Here is an 18,254-nt window from a genome sequence, read left to right as displayed (position 1 = left end):
GAATGTCAGAACTCACAAGATCAACACCTCCCGTAGTTCCGCAGCCACAGCATATGCCAGTGGAACCTGTGGAAGACAAAGTAATCTCTCCTTGGAAAGATGCTTGGAGAAGTTTCAAAAAGAATAAGATCGCTCTTGTTGGTCTATCAATTGTATCGCTATTTATCTTGATTGCGATTTTCGCGGACCTGATTGCACCTTACAGCTATAGTGAAGTTGAGCTGAAAGATAAACACATCGCTCCATCTGCTGAACATTGGTTTGGAACGGATGAATTCGGCCGTGATATCTTAAGCCGTGTCATTCATGGTGCTCGCATCTCGCTTTGGGTAGGATTTTTCTCGGTAGCTGGCTCCGTTATCGTAGGTTCCTTGCTTGGCATTATTGCAGGATATTATGGAAGATGGGTCGATGGCATCATTTCCCGTATTTTTGATATTTTGCTGGCGTTTCCAAGTATCTTACTTGCCATTGCGGTAGTATCTGTACTCGGACCATCACTAAAGAACGCGTTGATTGCAATCGCGATTATCAACATTCCAACGTTCGGACGCTTATTGCGCTCGAGAGTGCTTAGTGTAAAAGAAGAGGAATACATTACAGCAGCTCGAGCGGTCGGAATGAGCGACTTCAGGATACTGATTCATCATATCCTCCCGAACAGTCTCGCTCCAATTATCGTTCAAGGAACTCTTGCCATCGCAACGGCGATCATTGAAGCAGCAGCTCTTGGATTCCTAGGAATGGGTGCACAGCCGCCAACACCTGAGTGGGGTAAGATGCTCGCGGATTCAAAAGACTTTATCATTCAAGCGCCATGGACCGTATTGTTTCCAGGCTTAGCGATCATGCTAACGGTACTCGGATTCAACCTGATGGGTGACGGCCTGCGTGATGCACTAGATCCACGGATGAAAAGTTAGCGATTAGTTGAATGTGAGGAAGCTTGGCTTAGGCTGAGCTTCTTTTTTATGTGGTTTTTTCTAGGAGGGGGGTTAGGATGTATTTGCGGGATTTTCTATTCCCTGTAAAAGGAAGGTCTAATAATCGTAAAAGATTATATGCTTGTTTTTTTGATGATAAGTTTAAATAATCACTACATTCACTTGTAGTGATGGTATGAGAAATTAATAGAGCATAATCTTGTAGTGCCGTGATATGAGCTGTTTTAGATGAAGATGAGCAAGTAGGGCAATACCAATTCCCCCAAACATAGCTCATTGAAGAATGATCACAATTTGAGCAGAACACACCTCGGATTAGCTCATTTTTATTTATTTTATATAATTTACAAACATCGGGATCGTAAGAAGAACTTACTTTGGAAAGTATTTTACTTAACTTCTTTATATCCTTATGTGTATACAATATATTGGGATGCTTTCGAGATAGGTTTGCGTATTTATGTTGTAGGCTAGAGCTTCTAATTACTTTTTCGGAAGCTTCTAGATAAGTTGGAGAAGCTTCAATAATTGATGAAGGGTTAGTAATGACTACAAGGGTTTCAATGGGAAGTGACGTGAATTTATATTGATTTAGTATTTTATATAAATGTAACTTTTGGCGTTCAACTTGTTCTATGGGATTTGAGAACGCTTCTTTTTTACCTTCATAAGTCCGAATAAGTTGGGAAAAACGATCATCAAAGTATAGATGTCCAACTAAATTTTTTATTTCTAGTATTGTAATGAAGCTAGGAGAAAGAATTACGGTGTCCATTTGAAAATAATAATCATTCTGAAGAATACGTATGTTATGTAGGAAATAAACATCTTTAGGTAGATATCGATAGAAAAATTCAAGTGATTTTTCACCTTTATAACCAGTGATGTGGTTTTTCAATTTCTGTTGAAGTTCAAGCAACTTATTATGTGTTTGGGGCATACGTTTAATTAGTTTTGATAATTTGGTTATATAAATAGGAATTTTCCTATGTTTTTTAATAATTACTCCTCCAATATCCCGTTTTTTTGTGTACATTTTCATTTTGAATTTTTTATATGTCGTAATCAAAAGGTAAGATTACTATTTTGAGTGTGGAAATTTACTAATTTGAAATATTTAATACTTAATTTAGAAGAAAACAACTATAATTTGAGCAATTAAATGCGTAATTTGACCAAATCTAAGCATATATTGACGAGATTACAATTATAAACATATTTCGACACGGCGCTTTAAGCAAGTGTCCACACAAACAAAAAACCAACCCTCAAAAATGGGCTGGCTTCCAATACATATTATTAGTCCTCAAACCGCTGGTCCAACTGCACTTCACTGTCTTCCTGGTGGTAGTTCTTAAAGCTTTCTACCAGTGTGTTCAAGTGTTCCAATTGGTCTGCGTAATCTATGATTAGAGCGAAAACAGGGAAAAGTTCGATCCAATCTTCGTTCTCAGGATTTTTGTAATAGCTCATGATGCATTTCATGAGTGCTTTTTTATTGATAGCATCATCCATATCAAGCGTATGCTGTGCACGGATCTTGTCTGTGTACTTCAACAGCATCTGTTCGTGGAAGTTGGTCAAGCCATCGAGTTTTAATTGGATCAGCTCTTGAAGAGGTTCAGGCATGTTGTTCAATTCGTTTTCATGGCGGTGAAGACTCTTCAACAGTTCTAGTGCTTTGTTTGTCGTTTGTATCATCTGGCGGTAAAGAACCAGTTTTCGTGTTTTGGTGTACTTATTGCTTCTAAAATACGTTCGTTCTTCTTTATACAATAAGTAATATTGATCCATCTTAAAGCGGTTTTCTTTGAGATGAGTCAGATCTTCTTTAATGGCACTATGTTCTGTAGCATGACGGGTAATCATGCGAATCCATTTTATGATTTCGTCCGTGTGATCGGAAATTTTATAATACAGTTTCGTTTCGTATTTAGGCGGCATGAATACCAGGTTAACTAAGAACGCTGATAATACGCCGAGCATGATCAATAAGAAACGGTCGATCGCAAAACCGATAAAGTTTTCCGTATGGCTCTCCATGATCACGATCACAGTAACGATGGATAACGGAATCGTTTTCTCAATCTTCATTTTTAAGTTTGCTGCAATGACAAGTACGACAACGAATCCGATAACAAATGGGTTGTTTCCTAGTAAAATTACAAAGATAATAGCAAAAATGGCACCCACCAAGTTACCTTGAACTTGTTCTAAAATGGTTTGATACGATCTATAGATGGATGGCTGGATCGCAAATGTAGCGGCAATCGCGGCATAGACCGGCTGATCCAATTGAAACAACATCGCTAAGTAGATCGATAAAGAAATGGCTAAACCCGTTTTAATCATTCGGGCTCCTAGTTTCATAACTGCAATAATTCCTTTCTCATAAAAAATGTTAATAATCTCAAACACTATAAACTGTTTCGACCTTTTAATCAAGTAAATATCTGTTAACAAATTGTGAAAAGTAACAGACCTATATACCTTATGAAAAACAAATACGCTCTATTACAGGTTTTCCCTTAAATCAAAAAAAGAATCCGTACCATGACGGATTCTTTCATATTTCTATAAAACTTATAGGGAGCTGAATGCTCTCCCAGCTGCTTCGATCGTTGCGCGAACGTCTTCTTCGGTGTGCGCTGTTGTTAAGAACATCGCTTCATATTTGGATGGAGCAAGGTTGATCCCTTCATGTAGCATGTGTTTGAAGTATCTTCCGAAAATCTCACCATCTGTTGCTTCTGCTTGTACATAGTTCTCGATCTTTTCATCTGAAAAATAAAGTGTTAAAGCACCTTTCAAGCGGTTGATCGTTACGGAAACACCATGTTTCTCAGCTTGTTCAAGCAAACCTTTTTCAAGAATAGCACCCAAGCGGTCCATTTCCTCGTAAACGCCTTCTTCTTTTAAAACTTCTAAACAAGCGATACCCGCTGAAATCGATGCTGGGTTTCCTGCCATTGTTCCAGCTTGATATGCAGGTCCGAGTGGTGCTACTTTTTCCATGATCTCTTGTTTACCGCCATATGCGCCGATCGGCAGTCCGCCGCCGATAATCTTTCCGAGCGCGGTCATGTCTGGTTTAACACCAAGAAGATCTTGTGCGCCACCATACATGAAACGGAAAGCTGTAATCACTTCATCATAGATTACAAGTGCGCCATGCTCATGGGTGATATCGTTAACTGCTTGCAAAAAGCCTTCTTTCGGTTCGACGATCCCGAAGTTTCCAACGATCGGTTCCACTAAAACAGCAGCGATCTGGTCACCCCATTTATCCATCGCCTCACGATAAGCGTCAACATCATTAAATGGAACGGTAATCACTTCTTGCGCGATAGATTTTGGAACACCAGCTGAATCGGGAGTACCTAGAGTCGAAGGACCAGAGCCAGCTGCAACTAAAACTAAATCGGAATGGCCGTGATAGCAGCCTGCGAACTTGATGATCTTATCGCGGCCGGTATAAGCACGAGCGACGCGGATTGTTGTCATGACCGCTTCTGTTCCAGAGTTTACGAAACGAACTTTATCCATGGCAGGCATCGCTTCTTTTAACATCTTCGCGAATTTTACTTCAAGAGAAGTAGGCGTTCCATAGAGAACACCATTTTCTGCGGCTGTCACGATCGCCTTTGTGATATGAGGATGAGCATGTCCGGTAATAATAGGACCATATGCAGCTAGATAATCGATGTAACAATTACCGTCTTCATCCCAAAAATATGCGCCTTGTGCACGTTCCATAAATACAGGTGCACCACCGCCAACTGCTTTAAATGATCGGGACGGACTGTTAACACCGCCAACAATATGTAGAAGCGCTTCATCATATAGAGCTTCAGATTTCGTGTGTTTCATCTATAAATACCTCCTGTAAACGATACGTCAGTTAAGTTCAATTCATATTGTAGCATGAATAAGCGCGAGGAACAGGTATGGAAAACTATGACAAAGCAGTCTCAACTATTTGAGTTTATGAATGTGATTGGAGTAAACTTATCGAGTGCCTTGAGTTTCTCTATTTAGGAAACTTTAAATTTCACATCGCAAAATTGGGACCTTACAATGCTAAGAATTGGATTCTCTAAGAAAGGTTACTTTCTATTTTGATATTTTCTTGATTGACTAGTTGATTGGAGCGGAAGGTGCGTGCCTACTGCATGAGAGGCAGCTTGCAAGGCATGCTACGAGGAATCTTACTGCAGCAGCATTAACTAGTAGACGCAGGAGCAAGATACTTCCTTGAAGCGGTCAGGTGAGACACTTTAGGGCGCAAAGCGGCAAGTGGCTCACCGCCTGCCCCACGGAAAGCGAAGCACCTGAAGCGCAGATCAACCACTTTAAAGAACAACATTTATAGCGAAAAAAAATACGGAGGCATTTCTATGCAGAACATTATAGATGTACAAGGTTTAAAAAAAGAATTTAAATCCTTCTCCAGCCGATCAGGTCTGAAGGGGGCGTTTCGTGATCTTTTCACACGAAACTACACGATCAAGACAGCTGTTGATGATATCTCTTTTACGATAAAAAAAGGGGAGATGGTCGGTTATATCGGGGAGAACGGTGCAGGTAAGTCGACTTCCATTAAAATGCTGACAGGGATCCTCACGCCGACTGACGGAAAAATTGTTGTTAACGGTATGAATCCGCATAAAGAGCGGGAGAAGTTTGTAAAAACGATTGGCGTCGTCTTTGGCCAAAGATCGCAGTTATGGTGGGATATTGCTGTTCAAGAGTCTTTCAGATTATTAAAGAAAATCTACAATGTGCCGGATCAACAGTATGAAGAGCATATGAAAGATGTGATAGAGACGCTTGATATCGGACCGTTGCTCGACAAGCCTGTCCGCAAACTTTCACTCGGACAACGCATGCGCTGTGAACTTGCTGCAGCTCTTATTCATAATCCGCCGCTATTGTTTCTGGACGAGCCGACAATCGGACTTGATGTGCTCGTAAAGTTAAAAATTCGTGAGTTTCTAAAGAGAATTAACGAGAAATACGGTACGACGATTCTTTTAACAACGCATGACCTTTCAGATATTGAAGCGCTTTGTGAACGAGTGGTTATGCTTGATGAAGGAAAAATTATTTATGATGGACCACTAAAAGAGCTTCGTGAAAATTGGGCAGAAGGAAAACAGATTCAGTTTCAGTTTAGTGAAAAAGCAACGTTGGAAGAGTTGCAGCATCTTACACAAGAACATCTTGTGGTTTGGGAAAAAGGGGAGAGTGACCTAGTATGGGTTGCTTCGGTTGATGCTGACGAGACCGTGATTTCAGGTGTGATTGGAAAAGTGACAGCAGCCAAAAAGATTGCTGATTTGAAGATCCTTGAGATCTCGACAGAAGAGATCATCCGAAATATTTATGTTGAAGGTGCTGTTCGTCATGGGTAAGTATATCGAGATGATTCGCATCCGTTTTTTAATGATGCTTGCATACCGGACGAACTATTACAGTGGAATACTCATTTATAGCATTAATATAGGAGCTTATTACTTTCTATGGAGTGCCATCTATGGAGGAAAAGAAAATATACAAGGTCTTTCTATCACTCAGATGACAACGTATATAGCTGTGGCGTGGATGGCAAGAGCCTTTTATTTTAACAACATCGACCGAGAGATTGCGATGGAGATTAAAGAAGGAAAAGTGGCCGTTGAGATGGTCCGTCCTTATCCGTATTTAAACATGAAGATGATGCAAGGCTTAGGCGAAGGAATCTTCAGGCTTTTATTTTTCTCTGTTCCTGGAATGATCATCGTAGCGCTCGTGTTTCCTATTGAATTATCCACGAACGCAAGTACATGGTTGTTATTTTTCCTATCGATCACGTTCAGCTTTATCATTAACACACAGATCAATCTGTTAGCTGGAATCGCAACTTTCTTCTTATTTAATAATGATGGCTTGATTCGGGCAAAACGTGTAGTGATCGATTTGTTTTCAGGACTTATCTTACCGCTCAGTTTCTATCCGATGTGGGCTCAGAACGTGATGAGCTACTTGCCGTTTCAAGGGATCAGCTATATCCCGAGTATGATTTTTACTGAAGGGTTTAAAGGCTCACAGATCTATGAAGCCCTTCTTAACCAAGCAATATGGTCGCTACTCCTTATCATTCCGGTGTATGGGCTATGGATTTTGGCGAAGCGTCAGCTTGTGGTTCAAGGGGGTTAGAAGCAGATGGAGTATATTTCAATCTTTTTTCAATACGTCGGACAATATTTAAAAACTAGGCTTACGTATCGTGCTGATATGATCGTCGAAATCTTTTCAGATCTATTATTTCAAGCGGTAAATTTAGTTTTTATCCTGGTCGTATTCGGCCATACGAATCTTCTTGCTGGATGGAGTAAGGATGAGATGATCTTTATTTACGGATTCTTCTTAGTTCCATTCTCGATCTTTGCTTCGTTCTTTAATATTTGGGATTTTACAGACAGATATATTGTAAAAGGCGAGATGGATCGTATCTTAACAAGACCCGTTCACAGTCTTTTTCAAATTGTACTCGAACGAATGGAGCTAGAATCACTTTTCGGTGTAGTTACAGGATTAGTTGTAATGTTCTATGCAGGTGATAAGCTGGGTCTAGAGATCAGCTGGTACGATCCGTTCATCTTCATTCTGTTAGTAATAGGCGGAGCACTCGTGTATGCAGGTATTTTTATTGCTCTTGCAACGATCGGGTTCTGGTCTGATTCGAGAACAGATATAATGCCGATGATGTACAACATCGGCAACTACGGAAGATATCCAGTTGATATCTACAACAAAGTGATCAAGTATGTGTTAACGTGGATCCTTCCGTTCGCGTTTGTCGGTGTATATCCATCTTCCTATTTTTTAGAACGTGAAGAGTGGTATACGTATGCGTTCTTAACACCGGTTGTTGGAATCGTGTTTTTCTTGATCGCTGTAACGTTATGGAACGTTGGAGTGACAAAGTATAGAGGCGCTGGTAACTAAAGAAAAACCGTTCTCCTTAATTGAGAGAGCGGTTTTTGTTGTTTAATTTTCCATACTAGACTTGTTTTGCCAAAGTCGTTCTAGGACAGCTGGGCAGGTATAACACTTGAAAGTGAAACGTACCAATGTGGCACACCGCCTGCCCCGCGAAAAGTGATCAATTTAAAACGGAGATCAACTACTCTCATAAGCAACAATGAATACAAAAACAGCCATTTCATTTAGACAAAGATCGATTCTTAAAATGCTGTTCTAAATCTTTCGTCATGATGTTAATGCAAAGCACCAAAAGGGCAAAAGCGGTTACAGGAACCATAACAATAAATGGCTCTAGCATTAGTTCCTTGTGATAAGCAGAGATTAATCCAGTCCATTCATTAGAAACCGACGCATAATGGTTGAATTGGTCATGCTCTTGACCGGAAGTGATTTGCACACCGCCAATAAAAAGATGATAGATTGCTAAGTGAAGCATTAACGTTAGAACTTGTGCAAATTGGCGGCCGACTAAAACAAACAGTCTCGGCCATAAATGGGGAAAAATATGTTTTGCTGTGATTTGAAAGGAAGAAGCACCCATGAGTTTGGCACAGATAACATAATCCGTCCTCGATAACAGTTCAGTCGTTTCAGCGATGATTTTTCCGAGCGGCAGAACACCAACTGCAATAAGAACAAGCAACTGAAGAAATAATGTTTCTGAAGTTGAGAGCACAGATTCATTTCTTAATTCGTAAAAAAGAAAAGGCGACAAAGTCAGCAGTACAATAAGGGATGGTGGAACGTATTGGAAGCTTTGGATCAGACCGCTGAACCAGCTGCTATTAAACAAGCGTTTAAAAAACAATCCCAAAATAACAGAAATTAAGATTCTTGCTAACGTAATGATACAGGCAAAAAGAATCGTATATTTGGCACCGTCAACTAAGATATAAAATAAATCCTTTCCAATACGATCTGTACCAAGCCAATTCTCTTTAGAAGGACTATAAGGCGGAATGTCCAACTTTTTTAAGGAATCAGAGTATCGAAATTGGTTTACTTCAGGTTCAGAAAATGCGATCGGAACGACAATACTAGCAGCCAAAATGAACAGCAGCAAAAAGAAACCTGTAAAGAAAAGAGGAATTTTACTCAGCATGAATATTCCTCCTCTTGAAGATCACTTTTTGTAAACCTTTAACTGCTGCAAATAACGGAGTGACGATCAGCAGTAAAAGCATAGCCTTCGTTTCATAAGGCTGTTCACTTAATAGAATTTGAATAACACCATTCATATTAAACAGGTATTCCAATACGACCATCTGGCTGAATAAAAGAAGCATGATGATGGGGAAGTGTGTACTGAGTTCAGAGATGGTGTTACTTAAAAGATGTTTCAAAATTATAGCGGATTTACTGATCCCTTTTGAACGAGCAAAGGTGATATAATCCTTATCCACCTCTGTCTCTAAAAGTAATAGCATCATTCTAAACAAATAGATACCAGGTACAATACTGAGTGTTGCAAGCGGAATCAAAAGAGCAGGTTCTTTGCTGGATGTAAAAGGATTTGCAGCAAGCCACCCAGTTTGCTTATAAATCCAAACAACTAATAGCTGTATGCAAAAAACAAAGAACAAATCTGGCATCGATTCTAGCAGGCTGCAGCATTTTAGAAGTACTTTCTTAAAGATGGAAGGAAGCAGTTCTGTCATCCATCCAAGTACTATAGCCGTAATGATAGCGATAGTAAAACTAGCTATGATGAGTCCTGCAGTATAGATGACAATACCCCAAACCTCTGGAAATAATGGTCTTTCAGTGATCTGATCCAGAAACTCTACTGAGCGGTTTTCGGGCATTTTAGGAAAGGCGAGTGTTTGTGTTTGTGTGTAAAGAGTTAACGAATGTGGTTTGGTTAGTTGGACAATTGTTTCAATAACAGTCTGTCCGTAACGAAACAGGCTGAATTTCAAAGTGTTCTCTCCAGCAAATATAGACGGAGTTGCAGAAAGTAAAACAACTCCTATGGACAGCAATAAATAAGGTCTCATTAATACGAATAACTTCTTCATGACTTTAGTTTCCTTTCACGTTAAGTCAGCCGTGAAAATATATTCGTCCAAAACAGGCTGCTGCATAAATTGAGCGACATCTGTACGAAGTGATTCCAGTCTTTCTCGCTTACCGGTGTAAAAAACGTAATAGCCTTTTCTTTGTGTTTCGGCTAAACCACATAAAAGCAACTGCTTTAAATGATTCGATACGGTAGCTTCAGTGAGATGGTATTTATAAGCAAGTTGTTTCGTGCTGTAAGGATGGTGAAGCAAGTCTTGCAGGATCTTAAGTCTTGTTGGCTCACTCAGTACTTTTAATAAGGTAATTAAATCTTCAGGTGGTTCATGGTTTTTTTCTGAATCCGGAACAGCAACATGGAGTGCGATGCTAACTCGGTCTTGGTTGCAGCAAAGCATGACGTGTGGCGTAGCGAATGTGGATGGCTGAATCACGAGTCTAGGAAACTCTTCAAACGAAAACGTGTAAACATCATTCTTCTTAATTTTTATCGAATCAGAAGTTACTGTAACATCAGGATGTATGCTGTTTAAACTTTCAATTTTCGAGTCACTCAGTTCTTTCTTGAAATTGTCAGATGCTCTTGCAATCCAAGGCGTAATTCTGAAAAGCTCTTCTGCAAACAAGTGACGGTTGTAATCATAAAAGAAATCACAAACCTTCCTTTTCCAGGGTGCAGCATGTAAAAGAATGTCTCGTTCAATAGAGTGAAGAGGTGCTGATGCAGGGCTGTTTTTCCACTTGAGCAAAGAGTCACTTCCATATTTCTCACCTAGCAAGAGATAGGAAAACGTTAAGTCTGGAATGAGCGCTATACGTTCAATGGCCTCTTCGACGGTAGATTCATTAAATTGAAATTCGTTTCGAATGTTAACGAAATACATCCAGTCATAAAAATGCGGTCCCCATTTGTTGATTAATAGTAAAAGATCTTGCGGTAATTTATTTTTTGCTTTTTCAGCCCATGCAAGTCGATATGGGTGGTGAGCAGGATTTTGAATAACGTGGAGGCTCATTATCATTTCGTTAAAAGGGGAAAAGTCAACTGAAACAAGTGCCATTTTCATCGTCCTTCCATTATGTATGATATATAATTTGATTAGCTGAAGATCGAATTAGTTTTTGAGAATTTCAAAATTACAAATAATTTACATTCTAATAGGAGATAAGTCAATGTTTATTTTCTGGACTTAAGACCTGATTTTTCACATGTGAAAGCTTATTGTTATAAATAAGCATTCATTATCCTGTAAGATATAAACAAAATTACATTGCATAGCAGAAATGAGGAAATACATATGAAAATTATGGTGATTGCAGGAAGTCCGACAGCAGAATCAAGAACAAGAGGAATTGCACAGTTCGCTGCAGAAACGTTGAAACAGATGAACGTTGAGGTCTCGTATTTTGATGTTGGAATCGATAAGTTACCTTTATTTACTGGAGATGCTACGACAGCTCAGAATGAGACAGTAAAAAAATTAGCTGAGTATGCTGAACAAGCTGATGGCTTTTTTGTAACGAGCCCAGAGTATCACAGCGGAATAAGCGGAGCATTGAAAAATGCGCTTGATTTCTTAGGAGGAAAGCATTTTAAGAACAAACCGTCAGCAATTGCTGTTGCTGCAGGAGGCGGAAAGGGCGGAATGAACGCATTGACTAATCTTCGCACTGTGCTCCGCGGTGTATACAGCTTAGTACTGCCAGATCAATTTGTTGCAGATCCAGTTAATTTTGATGAAGGCAACGTACTCGTTGATGAATTGGCACAAACGCGCGTGCGTGAGTTAACACTTCAGTTAAAAGAGTTAACAGAAGCGATTTCAGTAAACCAAGCTAAATAAAAAGTAAGAAGACAGCCTGTGAAAATTAGGCTGTCTTTTTTGATCATAAGGCTGTCCTATTCAATCTTTCTTTTTCATAGGATAAAGAGAGGTGGACAGAATGGAAAATGTCGTATTAGTAATCTTGATCATAACAACTGCTAGTCTCATTATCAGAAGTATATGGATGCTCTTTAAACATCCTGGAATCAAAGAACATCTGATGCCAGCGAGTCATCTGCTGATCTTGTTCATCGTGTATGGAACGATCATTTCAGGATTTGGGCTCATTTATGCCCTTATCTCTCTGATGGGCTATCCCGTCATAAAACTAGAATTGAATCAGAGTGACTTTTTCTCTTTTATAGAAGCATGCATCTATTTCAGCAGCACGACGATTTTGTCAGTAGGTTATGGAGACATCGTACCTGTTGGAGCAGGAAGGTGGATAGCCGCTCTTCAAGCGCTGATCGGGTACTTGCTGCCGATTGCTTTCGTGTTATCTTCGGTTGTTCACCATAACAAGATGGCAAAATAGTTGTTTGAAAACGGACATATAGGCTACCCTTAAAGAAGATGAAACTTTAAGGAGGTCTAAAATACAATGACGATAAAAACAGGAAGTAAAGCACCTGACTTTACATTACCGGCAAGTAATGGAGAAGAAGTTAAATTAATAGATTTCAAAGGCAAAAATGTGGTTCTCTACTTTTATCCAAAAGATATGACGCCAGGATGTACAACGCAAGCATGTGATTTCAGAGATCGTCACGAAGACTTTAAGAAACAGAATACCGTTATTCTCGGAGTTAGTCCTGACCCGCTAGCGCGACATGACAAATTTATCGAGAAGCATGGTCTTCCGTTCATCCTTTTAGCTGATGAGGAACATAAAGTTGCAGAGCTGTACGATGTTTGGAAACTGAAAAAGAACTTTGGCAAGGAATACTTGGGAATCGAACGCTCTACGTTTATCATCGATGGAGAAGGAAACATTGCGAAAGAATATCGAAAAGTTAAAGTGAAGGATCATGTTGAAGAAGCATTGAAATTTATAGAAGAAAATCTGTCATAGAAAAAAGCCCTGAGAAATCGGGGCTTTTTAACTTTCCTGAAGTTCGTTAACCGGTATGTCCATTTCGTGATCCGGCTGTTCTCTTGTGTAAGCTCTAGCGGTTTGATTGTTTTCATCAACAGATTGAAGCCATACAGGAGTTCCGTTGTGAAGCACTTGGATCTCTTTTTCTGATTCAATGATCTGCTGAGCGCGTGATACGTTCATGAATTCATTCACCTCCACGCCAAATAGTATGCAGCAGAGACTGATAGACTATGCTTTTCGTTCCTAATAAATAGGCATGATGGCTTATGCGTGATAAAATGAAATAGTGTGAATTTTATAACATATAAATTCGGGGGTTATACATAATGAGAGATGAACGTTTAACGACGTTGGCTAGAACATTGCTGACGCATTCACTAAAGGTTGAAAAAGGGCAAAAAGTACTTATTACTTCATTCTTAGCTGGGAAGCCACTTGTAAAAGAACTCGTTCAAGAAACATATAAACTAGGAGCTTTTCCTTACGTACAACTAGCAGACGAAGAAATTTCACGTGCATTAATGATGGGCTCAACGAAAGAGCATTCTGAGGCACAAGTGAAATGGGATCTTACACGCATAGAAGATATTGATGCGTATATCTCTATTCAATGTAAAAACAATGATGCAGAGTTCTCAGAAGTTCCAAGTGAGATTTTCCAGATGAAAGCGGAGATCAATAAACCTGTTCAAAACATGATCATCAATGACCGACAATGGGTATTATTAAACTACCCAACTACAGGTCTTGCACAAATGGCAAAAATGAGCTTAGAAAAGTTCACTGATTTTGTACTTGATGTGTGTAACGTGGATTATAAGGCGATGGCTGAAGCACAAAAACCACTTCATGCATTAATGGAAAGTACAGATAAAGTACGCATCACAGCTCCTGGAACTGATCTAACGTTCTCGATCAAAGGAATTCCAGCTGTTATGTGTGCAGGTGAAAATAACATTCCTGATGGAGAAGTATTTACGGCACCCGTAAAAGACAGTGTGAATGGAACCATTACTTATAACACACCTTGTCCTTATCACGGAACAACGTTTAACAACGTAAAACTTACATTTAAAGATGGAAAGATTGTTGAAGCCACTTCAGACAACACCGAAAAATTAAACGAGATCTTTAATACAGATGAAGGTGCACGTTATGTTGGGGAATTTGCGATCGGGGTAAATCCACTGATTCAACATCCGATGGGAGATATCTTATTTGATGAAAAGATAGGCGGCAGCATTCACTTCACACCTGGAAGAGCGTATCAAGATGCATACAACGGAAACGAATCAGGCATCCACTGGGATATGGTATTGATCCAGCGTCCAGAGTACGGTGGTGGAGAGATCTACTTTGATGATGTATTGATCAGAAAAGATGGTTTGTTCGTACTGCCGGAACTTCAGGGTCTTAATCCAGAGAACCTTAAGTAAGAACTGATTGGGATAGCTTTGTTGCTCTATGAGGGTTGTTGATTTCCGTTACAGGTTGCTCGCTTTCCGGGGGGCGTGCGGTGAGCCTCCTAGTGCTCTGCACTTCTAGGAGTCTCACCTGTCCCGCTGATCCCCCAGGAGTCTCGCACCTTTCACTCCAATCAAATTTTCAATGAAGATTGAGAACAAACAGACTCAAAGTAATTCCATTAGGAAACAGCCAAACCAAAACAGCAACAACTTAAAAAGCGGGGAGCACGTTCCCGCTTTTTCTATTACTCGAAAAGAGGTGTTCCTTATGATTCTTTCCAGCGCGCGATTAAGAGATGATATAAAAGACGGATTAAAGAACACGTTCCCGAATGAAGAATTTCATTTTTATAAGAACATGAAAGAAGCTAAGGCGTATCTTAATCAAGCTGAAATCTTATTATCTTATGGGGAAGATCTAACTGATGAATTAGTAGCTGAATCAAAAGAACTACAATGGATCATGGTTATTTCAGCTGGTCTTGATAAAATGCCGTTTAAAGCTCTAGAAAAACAAGATATTCTGATTACGAATGCAAGAGGCATCCACAAAACGCCTATGGCAGAATATACGATTTCCATGATGCTGCAAGTTTCACGCAAAGCAAGTCTGCTTTTAGAAAATCAAAAACAGCACACGTGGGATCGGAAAGTGCCGATGACTGAGATCTCAGGAAAGACGCTTGGTATATTAGGAACAGGAGCAATCGGATGCGAGATAGCAAGACTTGCTAAAGCTTTTAATATGAAAACCATCGGATTTAATAGAAGCGGGCATCCGGCTGAAAACTGTGATGTAATCGTGGATAAAGAAGGAATCTCCACTCTTTATGAAGAAAGTGATTTTATCGTGAATGTTCTCCCATCAACGCCACAGACTTTTCATTTTGTTGGAAAGAGTGCCTTTTCTCTAATGAAACAGAACGCAGTATTCCTTAATATCGGAAGAGGGAAAACGGTAGACGAAGAAGAGTTGATCAAAGCATTGCAAGCGGAGAAGTTCCACCACGCCGTTCTCGATGTGTTTGAAAAAGAGCCATTAGTAGAAGAAAGTCCATTATGGGATATGAAGAACGTAACGGTTACGCCGCACCTTTCAGGGATTTCACCTCAATACCAAGAAAGAGCGATCGAGATCTTTTGTGATAATCTAACTCTATATAGAAATGATAAGCGTAAAGAGATGATCAATATCATTCCATATGACCGGGGGTATTAGTATGAAAATTTACACAAAAACTGGAGATAAAGGAACAACATCCTTAATCTTTGGTGAACGGGTTTCTAAAAACGATGTGCGCGTAGACGCGTATGGCACATGTGATGAAGCGAATAGCATGATCGGATTTGGCGTAAGCTTGCTGCCGAGAGAAGAATGGGCAGAAAAAGCGACAACTGTTATGCAAAAAGTACAGACTGTTTTGTTTCATGTTGGAGCTGAGCTAGCAACTCCAGCGGGTAAGGAAGTAGCGTGGAAATTAAAAGAAGAAGATATCTCATTTCTTGAAGAGACGATTGATCATTGGCAGGCGGGACTGAAACCTTTAAAGCAGTTCATTCTTCCTGGTGGTTCCCCGTCAGCAAGTGCTCTTCATACCGCACGAACAATTGCGAGGCGAGCAGAACGTATTGCTGTAGAAATTGAAGGTGTAAATCCACTTGTGTTGTCTTATCTTAACAGACTTTCTGATTTCCTCTTCGTTGCTGCACGTTACGTTAATGAACAAATGAAAGTGAAAGAGCCAGTTCTACACGAAAATCAGTCCTAATACAATACTGCATACATACACTTCAATTGACAAAACCTGTAGAAAAGCAGTAGACTAATTATAACGATTATAAAGTAAGAATTCTTAAAGAAATGGGGTGCATGACGATGTCAAGCGCTAAGATAAACGCGGCAATCGACAACTTAAAATCAGTAGGGGTACGGATTACACCTCAGCGTCATGCTATCTTAGAGCATCTTATCCAATCAATGTCCCATCCGACTGCTGATGAGATTTATAAAGCGCTGGAGGGGAAATTTCCAAATATGAGTGTAGCAACAGTCTACAATAACCTTAGAGTTTTTAAAGAAGCGGGTCTTGTAAAAGAACTGACTTATGGGGATTCATCAAGCCGATTTGATTGTGTGACGACTGATCACTACCATATCATCTGTGATTCATGCGGCAAGATAGTGGATTTCCATTATCCCGGTTTAGATGAGGTTGAGAGTCTAGCAGAATCTGTAACAGGGTTTGATGTAGGCCGACACCGTATGGAAATTTACGGAGTATGCCCGGATTGCAAAAGAAAACATTAAAAAAAAGCTGACTTTCCACTACGGTAAGTCAGCTTTATCTATTCTCTTTGCGCATCTGGCGTTTTGAGTTGTATTTCTCATCAAATTCTTCGCCCTCAAGACCTTTATCCATCGTAAGTGGCTGGTTACATGACATACATGCATCTACACGTCCTAGTACTTTCGTTACTTTTCCGCAGTTTGGGCAGACAACCTGCACAGCCTGAGTAGAGATCATACCAATCCAGAAGTAAACACCAGCACTAGCGATCGTTGCGATAAACCCAATCACCATAAAAATAGACATAACGACAAAACTTGTCTTGAAAAACAGGCCTGCATACATGATGATAATACCTATAAAAACAAGGCTTAACGCGAACGTACGTATTTTATTGATTTTGCTCGTATACTTTATCATACCTGTCCCTCCTCCGTTCATTAGTATAACATATGAACTCTTAGGAAAAGAAAAAGGATTTCTTTATTTGATGTTGAAAGTAACAAACAGGATTTTGTTAAAATGGGAGATGACCTTCATGGAAGATATTTTACGCCCGCTGTATCAGGAGAGAGCAAGCAACGAAAACACATTAGGAGTGCTTTTTGTTGAAAAGAATAAACCATTCAGCCCTGGCACGGATCATTTTGATTCAATACTTCTTATTATAGTAAAAGAATCCGATCAGCCTTTGATGATCAAACACTACGAGTTTGAGTCAACTTCAGCTGCGCTTCACATTGTGACAGAACAACTGCTTAATTCTTGGTTGATGCTCGGTACGAATAAAAGAGCGGTTGATTGGGTGATGAACGGGAAAGTTCTATTTAACCGTAATGAGTACATAACAAGATTAAGAGACCGACTTCACGAGTTTCCTGCTGAAGAAAGAACACATAAGATTGGTCTTGAGTTTGCAAAACTACTTCGCCGATATAACGATGGAAAAGAACTCTTCCACTCGGGCCATTATTTAGATGCATTTAACAACATCATGCATGCTCTTCATCATTTAGCTCGTCTATCTGTTATTGAACATGGATATTATCCAGAAGTTACTGTTTGGAACCAGGTGAAGATGATCCAACCTGAAATCTTTAAGTTGTATGAAGAGCTTGTAACAGGAGAAGAGACGATTGATAAAAGAATCGAACTTCTATTACTAGCATCAGAGTTTTCACTTTCTTCTAAAACAAAAATAGGTGCGCATCATCTGTTGGGTATTATTAAAGAGAAGGATGAATGGGCATATCATGAATTGATGGAACATGATGAGGTTCAAGACTATGCGATCGATCTTCCTATGATTCTTACTCACTTAAAAGACAAGGGTTATATAAAGGCAATCAAGCGGGAAACAAAGAGCAAAAACCTGTATCATCGTTACTACTCAATAAAAGAATAAACTTTTTTCTAAAAAGGTGTTGACCTGTTTATCTATATCGTGCTATATTATTCCTTGTCGCTGCGACACACAGAAACAATGTTGCAGTCGGGAAACACGATAAAAAAACAGGTTGACATCTTGTTTTTAAGATGATATCCTAATAAAGTCGCCAAAACGAGCGACACACGAAACAAGC

General features: G+C 39.6%; 20 protein-coding genes. 12 read left to right on the top strand and 8 right to left on the bottom strand.

What is annotated here, in order from left to right; translation table 11 throughout:
• Positions 1–2: 2 nt before the first annotated feature.
• Positions 3–923: an ABC transporter permease gene (locus IHV11_RS19090; RefSeq protein WP_197134071.1), complete on the top strand. Its 921-nt coding sequence runs from the start codon at positions 3–5 to the stop codon at positions 921–923.
• Positions 924–969: 46 nt separating this feature from the next.
• Here the strand turns inward: IHV11_RS19090 and IHV11_RS19085 are convergent, their stop codons facing one another.
• The 3 genes from IHV11_RS19085 to IHV11_RS19075 all read right to left on the bottom strand — a co-directional run bounded on the left by IHV11_RS19085 (position 970) and on the right by IHV11_RS19075 (position 4,814).
• Positions 970–2,013, bottom strand: a complete 1,044-nt coding sequence (locus tag IHV11_RS19085) for a nuclease-related domain-containing protein (RefSeq protein ID WP_197195935.1) — start codon at positions 2,011–2,013, stop codon at positions 970–972.
• A 230-nt stretch (positions 2,014–2,243) separates the two neighbouring features.
• Positions 2,244–3,314, bottom strand: coding sequence for an FUSC family protein (locus IHV11_RS19080; protein WP_197134076.1), 1,071 nt, complete (start codon positions 3,312–3,314; stop codon positions 2,244–2,246).
• A 213-nt stretch (positions 3,315–3,527) separates the two neighbouring features.
• Positions 3,528–4,814 carry a glutamate-1-semialdehyde 2,1-aminomutase gene (locus IHV11_RS19075; RefSeq protein WP_197195934.1) on the bottom strand — a complete coding sequence of 429 codons (1,287 nt, stop codon included), beginning with the start codon at positions 4,812–4,814 and terminating at the stop codon, positions 3,528–3,530.
• A 527-nt stretch (positions 4,815–5,341) separates the two neighbouring features.
• On the opposite strand from IHV11_RS19075, the gene IHV11_RS19070 reads away from it, so the two are divergent.
• From IHV11_RS19070 to IHV11_RS19060, 3 genes are read left to right on the top strand one after another with little or no spacing between them, the layout of a single operon-like run.
• Positions 5,342–6,358 (top strand): ABC transporter ATP-binding protein, encoded by a 1,017-nt coding sequence (locus tag IHV11_RS19070; protein ID WP_197195933.1) that lies wholly within the window; start codon positions 5,342–5,344, stop codon positions 6,356–6,358.
• Positions 6,351–7,142 carry an ABC transporter permease gene (locus tag IHV11_RS19065; protein WP_144703842.1) on the top strand — a complete coding sequence of 264 codons (792 nt, stop codon included), beginning with the start codon at positions 6,351–6,353 and terminating at the stop codon, positions 7,140–7,142. The genes IHV11_RS19070 and IHV11_RS19065 overlap by 8 nt, the downstream gene beginning before the upstream one ends.
• A gap of 6 nt (positions 7,143–7,148) precedes the next feature.
• On the top strand, positions 7,149–7,934 hold the full coding sequence (locus tag IHV11_RS19060; RefSeq protein ID WP_191755535.1) for an ABC transporter permease: 786 nt from the start codon (positions 7,149–7,151) through the stop codon (positions 7,932–7,934).
• 217 nt (positions 7,935–8,151) lie between these two features.
• Here IHV11_RS19060 and IHV11_RS19055 read toward each other — a convergent pair whose 3' ends face one another.
• The 3 genes from IHV11_RS19055 to IHV11_RS19045 are packed head-to-tail and all read right to left on the bottom strand — an operon-like array spanning position 8,152 to position 11,059.
• Positions 8,152–9,075 (bottom strand): ABC transporter permease, encoded by a 924-nt coding sequence (locus IHV11_RS19055; protein WP_197195932.1) that lies wholly within the window; start codon positions 9,073–9,075, stop codon positions 8,152–8,154.
• Positions 9,065–9,991, bottom strand: coding sequence for an ABC transporter permease subunit (locus IHV11_RS19050; RefSeq protein WP_197195931.1), 927 nt, complete (start codon positions 9,989–9,991; stop codon positions 9,065–9,067). Before IHV11_RS19050 ends, IHV11_RS19055 begins: the two co-directional genes overlap by 11 nt.
• A gap of 15 nt (positions 9,992–10,006) precedes the next feature.
• Positions 10,007–11,059, bottom strand: coding sequence for an ArsR/SmtB family transcription factor (locus IHV11_RS19045; RefSeq protein WP_197195930.1), 1,053 nt, complete (start codon positions 11,057–11,059; stop codon positions 10,007–10,009).
• Between the two features lie 231 nt (positions 11,060–11,290).
• Between IHV11_RS19045 and IHV11_RS19040 the strand changes: the two genes are divergently transcribed.
• From IHV11_RS19040 to bcp, 3 genes are all read left to right on the top strand, one after another.
• Entirely contained in the window at positions 11,291–11,836 is a 546-nt protein-coding gene (locus IHV11_RS19040) for an NADPH-dependent FMN reductase (protein ID WP_197195929.1), read from the top strand.
• A 100-nt stretch (positions 11,837–11,936) separates the two neighbouring features.
• Positions 11,937–12,353, top strand: a complete 417-nt coding sequence (locus IHV11_RS19035) for an ion channel (RefSeq protein WP_197134112.1) — start codon at positions 11,937–11,939, stop codon at positions 12,351–12,353.
• Positions 12,354–12,419: 66 nt separating this feature from the next.
• Positions 12,420–12,890, top strand: a complete 471-nt coding sequence (gene bcp / locus IHV11_RS19030) for a thioredoxin-dependent thiol peroxidase (protein WP_197195928.1) — start codon at positions 12,420–12,422, stop codon at positions 12,888–12,890.
• A gap of 27 nt (positions 12,891–12,917) precedes the next feature.
• Here bcp and IHV11_RS19025 read toward each other — a convergent pair whose 3' ends face one another.
• The gene (locus IHV11_RS19025; protein ID WP_197195927.1) at positions 12,918–13,097 is read right to left on the bottom strand and encodes an H-type small acid-soluble spore protein; all 180 of its coding nucleotides are present in this window, start codon (positions 13,095–13,097) and stop codon (positions 12,918–12,920) included.
• 146 nt (positions 13,098–13,243) lie between these two features.
• On the opposite strand from IHV11_RS19025, the gene IHV11_RS19020 reads away from it, so the two are divergent.
• From IHV11_RS19020 to perR, 4 genes are all read left to right on the top strand, one after another.
• On the top strand, positions 13,244–14,353 hold the full coding sequence (locus IHV11_RS19020) for an aminopeptidase (protein WP_197195926.1): 1,110 nt from the start codon (positions 13,244–13,246) through the stop codon (positions 14,351–14,353).
• Positions 14,354–14,651: 298 nt separating this feature from the next.
• On the top strand, positions 14,652–15,602 hold the full coding sequence (locus IHV11_RS19015) for a D-2-hydroxyacid dehydrogenase (RefSeq protein WP_197195925.1): 951 nt from the start codon (positions 14,652–14,654) through the stop codon (positions 15,600–15,602).
• 1 nt (position 15,603) lies between these two features.
• Entirely contained in the window at positions 15,604–16,152 is a 549-nt protein-coding gene (locus tag IHV11_RS19010; protein ID WP_197195924.1) for a cob(I)yrinic acid a,c-diamide adenosyltransferase, read from the top strand.
• A gap of 107 nt (positions 16,153–16,259) precedes the next feature.
• The gene (gene perR / locus IHV11_RS19005) at positions 16,260–16,691 is read left to right on the top strand and encodes a peroxide-responsive transcriptional repressor PerR (RefSeq protein WP_137792276.1); all 432 of its coding nucleotides are present in this window, start codon (positions 16,260–16,262) and stop codon (positions 16,689–16,691) included.
• Positions 16,692–16,725: 34 nt separating this feature from the next.
• On the opposite strand, the gene IHV11_RS19000 is transcribed toward perR, so the two are convergent.
• A complete protein-coding gene (locus tag IHV11_RS19000; protein ID WP_066286256.1) occupies positions 16,726–17,091 on the bottom strand; it encodes a YgzB family protein in 366 nt (121 codons plus the stop codon).
• A 118-nt stretch (positions 17,092–17,209) separates the two neighbouring features.
• On the opposite strand from IHV11_RS19000, the gene IHV11_RS18995 reads away from it, so the two are divergent.
• Positions 17,210–18,076, top strand: coding sequence for a nucleotidyltransferase-like protein (locus IHV11_RS18995; RefSeq protein WP_197195923.1), 867 nt, complete (start codon positions 17,210–17,212; stop codon positions 18,074–18,076).
• Positions 18,077–18,254 lie beyond the last annotated feature (178 nt).

Origin of the sequence: Fictibacillus sp. 26RED30 (genome assembly GCF_015903845.1) — a bacterium.
GTDB classification, from domain to species: Bacteria; Bacillota; Bacilli; order Bacillales; family Fictibacillaceae; genus Fictibacillus; species Fictibacillus phosphorivorans.
The sequence above is the reverse complement of the archived record's forward strand: the minus strand, read 5'-3'. Positions and strand labels throughout refer to the sequence as shown.